This is a genomic window from Nocardia sp. CC227C (assembly GCF_030767025.1).
Taxonomy (GTDB): Bacteria; Actinomycetota; Actinomycetes; order Mycobacteriales; family Mycobacteriaceae; genus Nocardia.
Genome location: NZ_JASITE010000013.1, coordinates 131194 through 144726, shown reverse-complemented (window position 1 = coordinate 144726; position 13533 = coordinate 131194). Strand labels below are relative to the sequence as shown.

Sequence of the window (13533 nt, the reverse complement as noted above, 5' to 3'; positions counted from 1 at the left end):
CTGCTCCGATCGCGACATTGGCGGACATGGGGACGGCTGACGACTGCGGAGCCGCGATCAGCTCAGCGCTGTGGCCAGGGCTTCGGCATTGCGGGTCTGCCACTGAATGTAATCCAGGCCCTCGGGCAGGGTTTCGGTCACCTCGACCACGGGAATGCCCGCCGACTCGGCCATGGCCTTCAGCTCCTTGGTGGTCTTGTCCTCGGTCTGGATGTTGTAGACCAGGGCTCGGACCTGCTTGTCGGTGAGCAGGTCGCGCACGACGGCGACCGATGCCGGGGACGGGTCGGTGCCCTGTTCGATGGCTTCCTGGAACTCGTGCGGGGTGCGATCGTCGGCCTCGGCCTCGAGCAGCAGGTAGTACGCCAGCGGCTCGGTCTGCACGACCGGGGCGTTCGGGTGTTCGGCGGCGATCCGCTCGATGATGGCCTCGATGCCGGTCAGTTCGCCGTTGAAGGCAGCGGCCCGGTCGGCGTAGGCCTGCTTGTTGTCCGGGTCGAGTTCGCCGAGCACCTCGGCGATGTGGTCGGCGACCGCACCGGCGACGTGCACGTCGTACCAGACGTGCTCATTGCCGTCGCCGTGGTCGTGCGCGTCGGCAGGCTCGGTCCCGTGCTCGTGGGCGTGCTCCTCGCCGTGCTCGCCGCCGTGTTCCTCGCCGTGCTCGTCGGGCCGCGCCTCGGTGGTGGCGGGAGCGTCGTGGGTGTGCGGGTCCGCGCCGGCGATCTCGACCGCGTTGACGGTCTTCTTGTCCTTGCCGGCGATGGCCTTGTCGATGAACTCGTCGTAGCCGCCGCCGTTGTAGACGATCAGGTCGGCGTCGCTGATCTTGGCGGCCTCGACCGCGGTGACCTCGTAGGAGTGCGGGTCGGCACTGGGATCGGAGATCAGCGACTCGACCTCGATATCGGGACCGGCGACCTGCTCGGTGATGTCTCCCCAGACATTCGTCGAGGCGACGATGGTCAGTTTGCCGGGATCGTCGGAGCCGGTTCCGCAGGCGGTGAGTGCTGCGGCGGTGGCGACACCCACGGCGATTCCGGCGAGTCGAACTGCGATTTTGCTTGTCACGCTGGGTACTCCACTTGCACTGACTCAAAACGGAAACGATTTCCATTTGAATGTAGCGCACGGTGTCGGACACTCTCGCATCGTGGCCGGCGGCTGTGGCCGGCAACACCCTGGACAACGCGCGAGACCCCCGCGGGCGGGCGGCCCACGGGGGTCTCGAACGGCTTTCGGCCCGGCTACGTCTGCGGGGCCAGTGCCGCCGCTACCGGCTGGCTGAGCAGCTGGGCGCAGCGCAGCAGGCCCAGATGGCTGTACGCCTGCGGGTGGTTGCCGAGCGAGCGTTCGGCGACCGGGTCGTACTCCTCCGAGAGCAGGCCGGTCGGCCCCGCCACATCCACCAGCTGGGCGAACAGCGCCTCGGCGTCCTCCCGCTTGCCGATCAGCAGATACGCCTCGACCAGCCAGGCCGCGCACAGGTGGAAGCCGCCCTCGCCGCCGGGCAGGCCGTCGTCGTGGTGGTACCGGTACACGGTCGAGCCGCTGCGCAGTTCCGCCTCGGTGGCGACCACGGTGGCGTGGAAGCGCGGGTCCGACGCCTCGATCAGCCCGCTGAGCCCGATGTGCAGGGTGGCGGCGTCCAGATCGGTGCCGTCGTAGGCCGCCGTGTAGGACTGCACATCGTCGTTCCAGCCCTCCACCTTCACCTCGTCGGCGATGGTGTCGCGCAGCTTCTCCCAGTCCGGATCCAGCGGCCGCCCGAACTGCCGGGCCAGGGTGATGGCCCGGTCCGCGGTGAGCCAGCCCATGACCTTGGAGTACACGTGGTGGCGCGGATTGCCGCGGATCTCCCAGATGCCGTGGTCGGGTTCACGCCAGCGCCGCTGCACGGCCGAGACCATGGCGACCACGAGCTCCCAGTCCGCATCCGGCAGCGCCTGGTTGGGATCGAGGATGCCCTTCTTCTCGCGGGCGCGGGCCAGCTGCGAGATGAGGTCCACGATGGGGCCGAACACGTCCAACTGCACCTGCATATTCGCCGCGTTGCCGACGCGCACCGGCCGCGACCCGGCATAGCCGGGCAACTGGTCGATGACGGCTTCCGGCGGCAACGTCTCGCCGTAGAGGGTGTACAGCGGGTGCAGGCGCTCGGGGCCGGGCAGCGTTTCCAGCACCCGGTGGGTCCAGGCGAGCAGTTCCTCGGCCTCGTGCAGGGAGCCGAGCGAGACGAGCGCCGACGCGGTGAGCGAGGCGTCGCGCAGCCAGCAGTAGCGGTAGTCCCAGTTGCGCACGCCGCCGATGTCCTCGGGCAGCGAGGTGGTGGCCGCGGCCAGGATGGAGCCCGACGGCGCGTGCACGAGCCCGCGCAGGGTGAGCGCGGACCGCTTCATGAGATCCGGCTTCAGCGGCGGCAGGTCGAGTTTGGCCGCCCAATCCTTCCAGTACCGCTCGGCGTCCCGCCGCCGCTCCGCCTCCGGCGTCATGGCGGGTGCGAGATCGGAGGTACCGCAGCGCATTTCGAGCACGATCGGCCCGTTGCGCGGATCGACCACGGCGCGTGCGGTGTGGTGGATGCCGTCGTCGACGATCTCCCACTCGATACCGGGGGAGCGCAGCACGATGGGATCGTTGGTGCCCTGCACCCGCAGCCCGCCGGCCTGCCGGATCAGCTTGACCGGCACCTGACCGAATTCCGGTCGCGGCGCGAATATCACGACCGCGCGGGCGTCGCCGGTGATGACGCGGGTCAGGTCGGTGCGTTCGGGCACCACGTCGTGCGGCAGATAGTCCACCACCTGCAAGCTGGCCCAACGGGTTTCGACGGTCATGGTGCCGTCGATGTAGCGCTGCGACAGCGGCAGCCCGGCGCGCTCCGGCGAAATGCTGAAGTGTCCGGCGCTGAATCCGCCGAGCAGATGCGCGAACACCGCCGCGGAATCCGGTTCGGGGTGGCACAGCCAGGTGATGGTGCCGTCGGGGGTGACCAGAGCCTTGGATCGAGGGCTGGCCAGCATGGTCAGCCTTTCGATTCGGGGGGCGGAGGCACCGGCCAACCAGGTGCGGCGCTCTTCCAGCAGGAAGGCCAGCGCCTTGGAGACCGTCTCGGTATTGGCGACATGGTATTTGGCGAGGCTCTCGCCCGCGCCGACCTTGATGCCGACATCGGGCCCGGAGAGGCGTTTGAACGCCTTCTCGTCGGTGACGTCGTCGCCGATGAACACGGCCGCGGACGCGCCTTGCTGATGCCGGACGATATCCAGGGCCGCGCCCTTGTCGGTTTCGACGACCGCGAGCTCGATCACCTCTTTGCCCTCGGTGACCTGGACGCCGACCCAGCTGGCGGGGCCCTGGCGCACCTGGACGAGGGCCCGGCGCCCGATTTCCGGGCTCGCGTTCCGGACGTGCAGGGCCACGCTGGCGGGTTTGATCTCGACGGTGACGCCCGGGTTGTCCTGGGCGATCTGGGTCAGGGTCGACTGCACTTCCTGCAGCAGCTGTTTGGCGTCGTTGTCGATGGCGTGCACGAAGCCGACATCGAACTCCGAGCCGTGACTGCCGATCAGCTGCACCTCGACGGGCAGCCGCGACAGTGCCGCGAGATCACGGAGCGCACGGCCCGAGATCACGGCGGCGGTGGTGCCGGTGAGTCCGGCGAGAGCGCGCAGGGCACTCACCGACTCCCGATGGGGATAAGCCTTCGCCGGGTCGGAGACGATCGGTGCGATCGTCCCGTCGTAGTCCGATGCGACCAGCAGTCGCGGCACCCGCGCGACCGCCGCGAGGGCCCGGCGAAGTTCCAGTGGCAGATCCTGTGCGCTCACGCATCCAACCTAGTGATCGGAGGAGAAATTTCAGGGCGCGAGAAACTCTACTGGGTGAGGATTGCCCACATGTTGGGGGCGTGATACATGGCGTTTACATTCGGGCGAACTGTCCCGGTCGCGCGCTGTGAACACCGGTGGGTTACCCGTGAGTTACTCCGCGGCAGCGGCTTTCACCTGCGAAAACGCGAAGGTCCGGCGGGGCGGTGAGATATGCCACGCCGGACCGTCGAACCCGGGTTGCTGGCCGCGATTGATTAGCTGGGGGCGTCAGGGCTACTTGCCGTCACCGATGAGCAGATCGACCGTCAGCTCCAAGCGTTCGGTCACATCGGTCGCCGAGGCGCGTCGCGTCAGCCACGCCACCAGGTTCGACATCCACACATCGGAGATGACGCGGGCGATGGCCAGCTGCCGATCGGTGGGGGTGTCCTCGGCCAGGGCGCGGGCGAAGAATCGGTCCATCACCTTGCCGACCCGGTCGACCTCGGCCGCCGCGGAGGCGTCGGCGAACATGAAGGCGCGCGTCATGGCCTCGGTGAGCAGCGGATCGCGCTGCATGGCCCGGGTCACCTGCTGCAGCATGAGGTGCATGCGCTCCTGCGGGGTGTCGCCCGGCAGCGGCTTGCGCTTGCTCTCGAACTGCTCGAATTCCCGGGCCAGCGCGGAGACCAGCAGGTGCACCTTGGACGGGAAGTAGCGGTACAGGGTGCCGACGGCGACGTCCGCTCGTTCGGCGACCGCGCGCATCTGGACCGCGTCGTAGCCGCCCTTGGAGGCCAGCGCCATGGTCGCGTCGAGGATGCGCTTGCGCCGGTCGCGCTGGGCGGCCGAGCTCAGGTCGTCCTCGCTGAGCGTGGTCACCGGCGCGGTGCGGCTGGCGGCAGCCGGTTCGGCGGCCTGCGATCGGGAGGGACTGGCCATCGGTTGAAAGTCCTTTCCTTACGAGTTCGTACCGCGCCCTGGCGACGCCTTGACTTACGCCCGGCTCGAATATTAGAACATGTTCTAGGTGTGGGAGTCACGCCGGAAAGGCGGTATGGAGTGTGACCATCGCCACCACTGACGAGCATAAAGCCGTCCAGGAGTCGATGCGCGGATGGGCCGCCGCGATGCGCCCAATTGCAACAATGCGGACCGGCGCGCCGGACTACTGGCGCGAATACTGGTCGCGCCTCGCCGATCTCGGAATATTCCGGGTCGCGGTGCCCGAGGCGACGGGCGGTGCGGGCGGAACGGTCGGAGATCTCGCCGTCCTGGTGGAACAGGCGGCGCACGATCTTGTCGGCGGTCCGGTTCTCTCCACGGCATTGGCTGGACTCGTCGCCGGGGAGACGCTCGACGAGAATACGCCGTGCGGCGTGGCTCTCGGGGGCGAAATCGAGATATCGGCCGGTGAAACGGATCTCACTCTCACCGGAGAGTGGGATGCTGTGATCGGTGCCGCACCCGGTACGGCCGTGCTGGTCCCGGTGCGTACCGGTGACCGCACCCGATGGTGTCTGCTCGACGCCGACGCGCCGGGATTGCGGGTGGAACCGCTGGAACCGCTGGACCACAGCACTCCTCTCGCCCGTGTCGTCTGCGCGAATGTGACCGTCGCGCCGGAGAAGATCTTCTCGCCGCGCGAGAATGTACTCGATCTGGCCGCCGTGTTGGTGGCCGCCGAAGCCGCCGGGATCGCCGGCTGGTGCCTGGAAACCGCTACCGAATATGCCAAGGTGCGTGAGCAATTCGGCAAGAAGATCGGCGAATTCCAAGCGGTCAAACACATCTGCGCGTGGATGCTGTGCCGTGCCGAGCAGATTCGCGCGGTGGCCGCCGACGCCGCCGACGCGGTCGATACCGGGAGTCCGGAACTGCCGTTGGCCGCCGCCATCGCATTGGCGGTCTCGCTGGACGCCGCGGTGGAGACCGCGAAGGACTGTATTCAGGTCCTGGGTGGAATCGGTTTCACCTGGGAGCACGACGCGCATCTGTATTTGCGACGGGCCGTCGCGCTGCGGCAACTGCTGGGCGGTTCGGCGCGCTGGCGGGCCCGGGTCGCGGAGTTGACGCTCCAGGGGCAGCGCCGCACGGTCGGCCTCGAGCTGGGCGCGGATGCCGCGGCGGCGGGCGAGCCGCTCCGGGAGGCCGTCGGTCTCGACGCGGAGCAGGCGGCGGTACTGGCCGCCGAACTCTCCGGCATCGCCGCCCTGCCCCCGGCGGAGCAGCGAAACGCGTTGGCGGACACCGGGCTGCTGGCCTCGCACTGGCCGCGACCGTACGGGCGCGGCGCGGGGCCGATCCTGCGCTCGCTGATCGAGGAGCAGATCCGCAAGGCCGGCATCGAACTGCCCGATATCGCCATTGCCAACTGGGCCGTGCCGACCCTGCTGCAATACGGCACGCCGGAGCAGATCGAACGATTCGCCGGCCCCACCCTGCGCGGCGAGGTGGTGTGGTGTCAGCTGTTCAGCGAACCGGAGGCCGGTTCCGATCTGGCGGCATTGCGCACGGTGGCCCAACGGGTCGACGGCGGGTGGAAACTGCGCGGGCAGAAGGTGTGGACCTCATTGGCGAAAGAGGCGACGTGGGGAATCTGTCTCGCGCGCACCGATGCCGCCGCGCCCAAGCACAAGGGCATCAGTTATTTCCTGGTGGAAATGAATAGTCCGGGCTTGGAAATTCGGCCGCTGGTTCAGATCACCGGCGAGGCGAAGTTCAGCGAGGTATTCCTCGATGACGTCTTCGTGCCGGACGAATGCTTGGTCGGGCAACTGGGCAATGGCTGGAAGATCGCCCGTTCCACCTTGTCGGCCGAACGGGTTGCCATGGGCGGCAAGGGGATCGGCGAGGAATTGGAGGCGGTGATCGCCGCCGCGCCGACCTCCGGGCCGGGCGCGGAATTGGTGGCCGATCGCCTGGGCGGACTTGTTTCAGAATCGGTCGCTGGAACTTTGCTAGAAGCTCGAGCGGCACACAAACTGCTCAGTGGCGGCGATCCCGGACCGCAATCGAGCGTCCGCAAGCTGGTCGGTGTGCGGCACCGTCAGGCGGTCGCCGAATTTGCTGTCGAATTGGCTGGCGTGCCGGGCGCTCTGGAATCGGACGTGGTGAAAGAATTCCTGCTCACGCGTTGTTTGTCCATTGCGGGCGGAACCGAGCAGATTCTGTTGACCGTTGCCGGTGAACGAATTCTCGGGCTGCCTCGCGAATCGCAGTAGCCAGCCACACTCAACCGGGAGCATTGCATTGGACTTCACACGGGACGAGAGCCAGGACGCTGTCGCCGAGGTTGTCGTAAGTTTGCTGGAGCGCGAAAGCGCGCGCGATATCGCGTTATGGCCCACTCTGGTCGACAGCGGGTTACTGGCTGTCGCGCTGCCGGAGAAGTACGGCGGCGACGGTATGGGGCTGCTGGAGGTGTCGGCCCTGCTCACCGAGCTGGCCACCGATGCCGTGCAGGTGCCCGCGCTGACCACGCTGGGCTTCGGTGTGCTGCCGCTGGTCGCGGTGGGAGCGCCGGATGCGTTGGCGCGGGAGGTGTTTCCCGCGGTGGCCGAGGGCGCGGTCATCACGGCGGCACTGAACGAACCGGGCGCGCCGTTCACGGTGCAGCCGGAGACCACCGCGGTGTCGGACGGGAACACCGTGCGCGTCTCCGGGCGCAAGGTGGCGGTGCCCTACGCCGACACCGCGCGCTGGATCCTGATCCCCACCGACAACGGCATCGCGGTGGTGGACGGGGACGCGGCGGGACTGACCCGCACCGCCAACCCCACCTCCGACGGCGTGCCGGAGTTCACGCTCGTCCTCGACGAGGTGGCGGTACCGGCCGATCGGCTGCTGCCCGGCGGCCTGGCCGAGCTGCACCGCCACGCGCTGGCGTGCCTGGGATCGGTGGCCGACGGTCTGCTCAAAGGGGTGATCGCGCTGACCGCCGAACATGTGCGCACCCGCCAGCAGTTCGGTCGTCCGCTGGCCGAGTTCCAGGCCGTCGCCCAGCAGATCGCGGACGTGTACGTGGTCTCTCGCACTCTGCACGCGGCCGCCGCCTCGGCGAATTGGGCGCTGGCGCAGCCAAGCGATTCGGCCGGGCACAACGAACGTACCGATGACGACCTCGACGTGCTGGCCTACACGGTGGCCGCGGAACTGCCCGCGGCGCTGCAGAAGTGTCATCACCTGCACGGCGGTATCGGGGTCGACGTGACCCACCCGCTGCACCGCTACTACTCACAGGCCAAGGACATCGCCCGCTGGCTCGGCGGCGAATCCTTCCGGCTGGACCGACTGGGAGCCAGATGTACATCGAACTGACCGCCGAACAGCGGCGGTTGCGCGACGATCTACGTTCGTACTTCACCGGTCTCGTGACTCCCGAAGAGGAGGCCGAGATGCTGGTGAACCGGCACGGCGACGCCTACCGCGCGGTGGTGCGTCGGATGGGCTCCGACGGCCGGCTCGGCGTGGGCTGGCCGAAGGAGTACGGCGGCCAGGGCTTCGGGCCGCTGGAACAGCAGATCTTCTACAACGAAGCCGTGCGCGCGGACGTGCCGGTGCCGCTGGTCACCCTGCTGACCGTCGGCCCGGCACTGCAAACCTTCGGCACCGAGGAGCAGAAGCGCAAGTTCCTGCCCGGAATCCTGTCCGGTGACATCCATTTCGCCATCGGATACTCCGAGCCGGAGGCGGGCACCGACCTGGCCGCGCTGCGCACCAGCGCGGTGCGCGATGCCGACGGCGACTGGATCGTCAACGGGCAGAAGATCTTCACCACCGGTGCGCACGAGGCCGACTACATCTGGTTGGCGGCGCGCACCGGCACGGTGGAGTCGCGCCACCGCGGCATCACGATCCTCATCGTGGACACCAAGGATCCCGGCTACTCGTGGACGCCCATCATCACCTGCGACGGCGCGCACCACACCAATGCCACCTACTTCGACAATGTGCGCGTGCCCGCGGCCATGACCGTCGGCGAGGAGAACGGCGGCTGGAAGCTCATCACCACCCAGCTCAATCACGAGCGGGTGAGCCTGGGCCCGTCCGGCAAGATCGAGCAGCTCTACGACCGGGTGCGGGAGTGGGCGCGGGTGCGGGGCGTGCTCGGCGAGACCGACGTGCGGCGGTCCCTGGGCCGCCTGCACGCCATGGTGCGGCTGAACGAACTGCTGAACTGGCAGGTGGCGTCCAATATGGAACGCTCCGACGCCGACCCGCGCGATGTGATCGCCGACGCCTCCGCCACCAAGGTGTACTCCACCGAGGCGCTGCAGGAGGCGGGCCGCCTGGCCGAGGAGATCGTCGGCCGCTTCGGCGACCCGGCCGACCCGGCCACCGCCGAACTGCTGACCTGGCTGGACCGGCGCACCAAGCAGAACCTGGTGGTGACCTTCGGCGGCGGCGTGAACGAAGTCATGCGCGAGCTGATCGCCCAGATGGGCCTGCGGCTCCCGCGTGTCCCCCGATAGGAGTCGACGGTGCCCACCATTTCGCGGCCGTGGCGAAGTCATGCGCGGCTGAGTTCGATGGCCCAGATGGGCCTGCGGCTCCCGCGTGTCCCCCGATAGGAGTTACCCCGTGTCACAGAGCTTCACGGCCGACGAGATCGTCGCGGCCGCCGAGCGGATCAAGGCGGCGGGACCGTCCGCGCCGCGCCTGGCCCGCGATCCGGTCAATCAGCCGATGATCAACAACTGGGTGGAGGCCATCGGCGACACCAACCCGATCTACGTGGACGTGGAGGCCGCGCGGGAGGCGGGACATCCCGATGTGGTCGCGCCGCCCGCCATGGCGCAGGTGTGGACCATGGTGGGCCTCAACGGCGTCCGGCCCGCCGACGATCCCATGAACCCCACCAACGACCTGCTGGACGCCGCCGGTTACACCTCGGTGGTCGGCACCAACTGCGAGCAGATCTACCATCGCTACCTGCGGGTCGGCGAACAGGTGAATGTGCGCAGCTCCCTGGATTCGCTGGTGGGTCCCAAGCGCACCGGGCTGGGGGAGGGTTGGTTCGCCACCTACCGCACCAGCTGGTACGTGGGCGACGAACTGGTCACCGAAATGCTGTTCCGGGTCCTCAAATTCGCGCCGGAGGCGGCGAAACCCGCTCCCACCGGGGATCTCTCCGATCGCGTCCGCCCCACCGTCTCCAAGGACACCGAATTCTTCTGGGAGGGAACCAAACTCGGCGAGCTGCGCATCCAGCGGCGACCCGACGGCACCCTCCAGCATCCGCCGGTTCCGGCGCTGTGGAAGGACAAGTCGGAGCAGACCGACTACGTGGTGGCCTCCGGGCGCGGCACCGTGTTCAGCTTCGTCGTGCATCACGCGCCGAAGGTGCCCGGCCGTGCGCTGCCGTACGTGGTGGCGCTGGTCGAGCTGGCGGAGGGGGTGCGGATGCTGGGCGAGCTGCGCGGTGTCGAGCCCGCCGAGGTCGAGGTCGGGTTGCCGGTCGAGGTCGGTTTCGAGGCGCTCGACGACGACAACACCGTGCCGTACTGGAAGGCTGTGAAATGACCTCCGCCGTGGAACCCGCCACCGTGCGGGTCGGAACCTCGCTGCCCGAGTTGGTGATTCACGCCGACCCCACCTTCGTGGTCAGCTCGGCGCTGGCCACCCGGGATTTCCAGGATGTGCACCACGACCGCGACAAGGCGGTCGAGCGCGGTTCCAAGGACATCTTCGTCAATATCCTCACCGACACCGGGCTGGTGCAGCGCTTCGTCACCGACTGGGCCGGACCGCGCGCCAGGGTGAAGTCCATCGCGCTGCGTCTGGGCGTGCCGCTCTACGCGAACGACACCCTGACCCTGACCGGCACCGTGACCGCCGTCGAGGGCGATGAGATCACCATCGAGGTCGTCGGCCGTGACAGTCTCGGCGACCACATCACGGCGAAGGCCGTCATCTCGCTACAGGAGGCAGCCAAGTGACCACAGCAAGCGGTGGTCGGGCGACCGGCGGACTGAGCGGCCGCGCGGCCGTTGTCGGCATCGGCGCGACGGATTTCTCCAAGGAATCCGGGCGCAGCGAACTGCGCTTGGCCGCCGAGGCGGTCACGGCGGCGCTGGCGGACGCCGGGCTGACTCCGGCGGATGTGGACGGCCTGACCACCTTCACCATGGACACCAACACCCAGGCCGCCGTGGCGCGTGCGGCCGGGATCGGAAGCCTGAAGTTCTTCAGCAACATCCCGTTCGGCGGCGGTGCGGCCGCGGCCACCGTGCAGCAGGCCGCCATGGCGGTGGCGACCGGTGTCGCGGATGTGGTGGTGGCTTACCGCGCCTTCAACGAGCGCTCCGGAAATCGCTTCGGCCAGTTCGCCACTCACCTCGCCACCGGTAACCCGTCCTCCTCGGGCGTGGACAACGCCTTCTCCTACACCCACGGTCTCGGCACCCCCGCCGCCCAGGTGGCGATGGTGGCCCGCCGCTACATGCACGTCTACGGTGCGACCAGCGCGGATTTCGGCCGCGTCGCCGTCGCCGACCGCAAACACGCGGCGGTCAACCCCGCCGCCCACTTCTACGGCAAGCCGATCACCCTGGAGGACCACCAGTCCTCCCGCTGGATCGCAGAACCCCTCCACCTGCTGGACTGCTGCCAGGAAACCGACGGCGGCGTGGCCCTGGTCGTCACCAGCGCCGAGCGTGCCCGCGACCTCCCCAACAAACCCGCCGTAATCCTCGGCGCCGCACAGGGTTCCGGCGCGGACCAGTACGTCATGACCAGCTACTACCGCGACGCCCTGACCGGCCTCCCCGAAATGGGCCTGGTAGGCGACCAACTCTGGTCCCAGAGCGGCCTCACCCCCGCCGATATGCAAGCCGCCATCCTCTACGACCACTTCACCCCCTTCGTCCTCATGCAACTCGAAGAACTCGGCTTCTGCCCCCGCGGCGAGGCCAAGGACTTCATCGCCGACGGAGCCATAGAAATCGGCGGCCGCCTCCCCCTCAACACCCACGGCGGCCAACTCGGCGAGGCCTACATCCACGGCATGAACGGCATAGCCGAAGGCGTCCGCCAAATCCGCGGCACCTCCGTCAACCAGGTCGACGGATTGCGGAACATCATCGTCACCGCAGGCACCGGCGTGCCGACATCCGGCCTGATCCTCAGCACGAACTGACCGCTCCGGTCACCCGCGCGTCGGGGGACGCAACCGCCTCCCTCGGCGCACCGGCCGGTGACACGGTCGTCCGACAACGGCCGGATGTGCGGTGGCGTAGCCGGCCATGTGCGCGGCACCCGTGCGGCCATGCGCTGGCCGAGGCGTTGTCTGTGCCGCCGACGCGCATTTCCACAGCTCTGGTATCACAGATGGTATCTTTCTGGGTATGGCTTGGACCATGCGGTTTCCCTCCGATGAAGAGGCTGCGCTCGAGGCGCAAGCCGAGTCCGAAGGGCGCTCCAAGCATGAGATCACCAGGGATGCGGTCCGGGAGTACCTCATGCGGCATCGTCGGTGGGCGGAACCGCTGGTCGGCGACGAGGATACGTTCGACATGGGTGGTCCGATCGGCAAGGACGACATCCATGATGCGATGAATCGCCCCGCATGATCGTCGTTGCCGATACCTCGGGTTTGCTGGCGCTGTTCAACCGCTCCGACCCGGAGCATGTCGCGGTACGGCGGGCGGCGGACGCAGCGAGTGCGCTGGTGGTGAGTCCGCTTGCGCTGACCGAGGTGCATCATGTGGCGAGCGTTCGCGCCGGCCGCAAGGTCGCCGACGCGGTATTGGCCAAGCTGGCCGATCGAATCGCCGCCACCCGCATCGTGCTCGGGGAAATCGGTGCCGCACAGTTGCATTCGGCTCTGGAGGTCCGCACTGCGTACCACCACCTCAACCTCGATATCGTCGACGCGACCTGTGTGGCGCTGGCCGATCACTTCGATACCGATCTGATTCTGACCTTGGATCGCAGGGACTTTCGGGTGATCAGGCCATTGCGCCGATACGCGGCCTTCCAGATCCTGCCCGACGACTTCGTCGGGGGTAGCGACCCTCGGTGATTCGAGCGCTCGATACGGCGGTGTATCACCGGTGTAGATTTCTCCGGACCGCATCCGGGCCAGATCACCGGCAGATGTCGCGCGAAGCTCCTGACCGATGCTGAGCCCGCGCAGGCCCTCGGCATCGGGCCAGGTGCAGTGTTTTGCGTCCCACATCTGGTCGGGGGCGGGTGGGATTTCTCGCATCCGTAAACCTGCGGTGAACTCCGGAATCAGCTCGGCGATCATCGTGCAGCTCGGAGCCCTGGTCACCGGGCGATCCGGCCACGTCGTCGAGTCCAGATGATTGCCCCGGTACCGAAAGCACCGGGCAACCCTGTCAACAAGCCCAACATCAGCACACCGCCGAGACCGATGTCCGGCCCGGTGCGGCCGGCTCTTACGCTGAAGAACGCTGTTAGTGCCAGCAATCCGATGACCAGCAGGACGGAATACGCAACTCGGATCGCGGCATTACCGCGCGTGCCCACAGCGCGGCAGATCAGGAGTCCGCAGCCTCCTCCCAGGATGCCCGGCACCGCGAACGCGATCATCGCGGACCCAACTGCTGCGGAAGTACCAACAACCGCGCCCACTACGGCGACCATGACCGCTAGCACGATCAGGCTCTGTTGTGACCGCAGCACGGCTTTCCGATCGCTACCGTCGCCGTTCAGGTTCTCAGCCACGTGTCGAAGATAGCGATCAACAACGCCT

At 67.9% G+C, this 13533-nt stretch carries 12 protein-coding genes; 8 read left to right on the top strand and 4 right to left on the bottom strand.

The genetic code is table 11. The features are described 5' to 3' along the window. Window positions 1–57: 57 nt before the first annotated feature. From QMO76_RS25265 to kstR, 3 genes are all read right to left on the bottom strand, one after another. Window positions 58–1071 carry a metal ABC transporter solute-binding protein, Zn/Mn family gene (locus QMO76_RS25265; RefSeq protein WP_306363809.1) on the bottom strand — a complete coding sequence of 338 codons (1014 nt, stop codon included), beginning with the start codon at window positions 1069–1071 and terminating at the stop codon, window positions 58–60. Between the two features lie 176 nt (window positions 1072–1247). Further along, a complete protein-coding gene (otsB, locus tag QMO76_RS25260) occupies window positions 1248–3830 on the bottom strand; it encodes a trehalose-phosphatase (RefSeq protein ID WP_306363808.1) in 2583 nt (860 codons plus the stop codon). Between the two features lie 276 nt (window positions 3831–4106). Then, a complete protein-coding gene (gene kstR, locus QMO76_RS25255; RefSeq protein WP_039808991.1) occupies window positions 4107–4754 on the bottom strand; it encodes a cholesterol catabolism transcriptional regulator KstR in 648 nt (215 codons plus the stop codon). Window positions 4755–4876: 122 nt separating this feature from the next. Here kstR and QMO76_RS25250 point away from each other — a divergent pair, with 122 nt between their 5' ends. The 8 genes from QMO76_RS25250 (at window position 4877) to QMO76_RS25215 (ending at window position 12837) form a co-directional block, all read left to right on the top strand. Further along, window positions 4877–7036 (top strand): acyl-CoA dehydrogenase family protein, encoded by a 2160-nt coding sequence (locus QMO76_RS25250; RefSeq protein WP_306363807.1) that lies wholly within the window; start codon window positions 4877–4879, stop codon window positions 7034–7036. Window positions 7037–7064: 28 nt separating this feature from the next. Further along, window positions 7065–8132, top strand: coding sequence for an acyl-CoA dehydrogenase family protein (locus QMO76_RS25245; RefSeq protein WP_306363806.1), 1068 nt, complete (start codon window positions 7065–7067; stop codon window positions 8130–8132). Next, window positions 8117–9286 carry an acyl-CoA dehydrogenase family protein gene (locus QMO76_RS25240; protein ID WP_306363805.1) on the top strand — a complete coding sequence of 390 codons (1170 nt, stop codon included), beginning with the start codon at window positions 8117–8119 and terminating at the stop codon, window positions 9284–9286. Before QMO76_RS25245 ends, QMO76_RS25240 begins: the two co-directional genes overlap by 16 nt. A gap of 109 nt (window positions 9287–9395) precedes the next feature. Further along, window positions 9396–10337: a bifunctional MaoC family dehydratase N-terminal/OB-fold nucleic acid binding domain-containing protein gene (locus QMO76_RS25235; protein ID WP_306363804.1), complete on the top strand. Its 942-nt coding sequence runs from the start codon at window positions 9396–9398 to the stop codon at window positions 10335–10337. Next, complete coding sequence (locus tag QMO76_RS25230) at window positions 10334–10753, top strand: MaoC family dehydratase (RefSeq protein WP_306363803.1); 420 nt, start codon at window positions 10334–10336, stop codon at window positions 10751–10753. The genes QMO76_RS25235 and QMO76_RS25230 overlap by 4 nt, the downstream gene beginning before the upstream one ends. Continuing rightward, window positions 10750–11952: a lipid-transfer protein gene (locus tag QMO76_RS25225; protein WP_306363802.1), complete on the top strand. Its 1203-nt coding sequence runs from the start codon at window positions 10750–10752 to the stop codon at window positions 11950–11952. Before QMO76_RS25230 ends, QMO76_RS25225 begins: the two co-directional genes overlap by 4 nt. Window positions 11953–12160: 208 nt before the next feature. Beyond that, window positions 12161–12385 (top strand): ribbon-helix-helix protein, CopG family, encoded by a 225-nt coding sequence (locus QMO76_RS25220; protein ID WP_282776981.1) that lies wholly within the window; start codon window positions 12161–12163, stop codon window positions 12383–12385. Next, window positions 12382–12837, top strand: a complete 456-nt coding sequence (locus QMO76_RS25215; RefSeq protein WP_306363801.1) for a type II toxin-antitoxin system VapC family toxin — start codon at window positions 12382–12384, stop codon at window positions 12835–12837. Before QMO76_RS25220 ends, QMO76_RS25215 begins: the two co-directional genes overlap by 4 nt. A gap of 248 nt (window positions 12838–13085) precedes the next feature. On the opposite strand, the gene QMO76_RS25210 is transcribed toward QMO76_RS25215, so the two are convergent. Beyond that, window positions 13086–13505, bottom strand: a complete 420-nt coding sequence (locus QMO76_RS25210) for a hypothetical protein (RefSeq protein ID WP_306363800.1) — start codon at window positions 13503–13505, stop codon at window positions 13086–13088. Window positions 13506–13533: the final 28 nt, after the last annotated feature.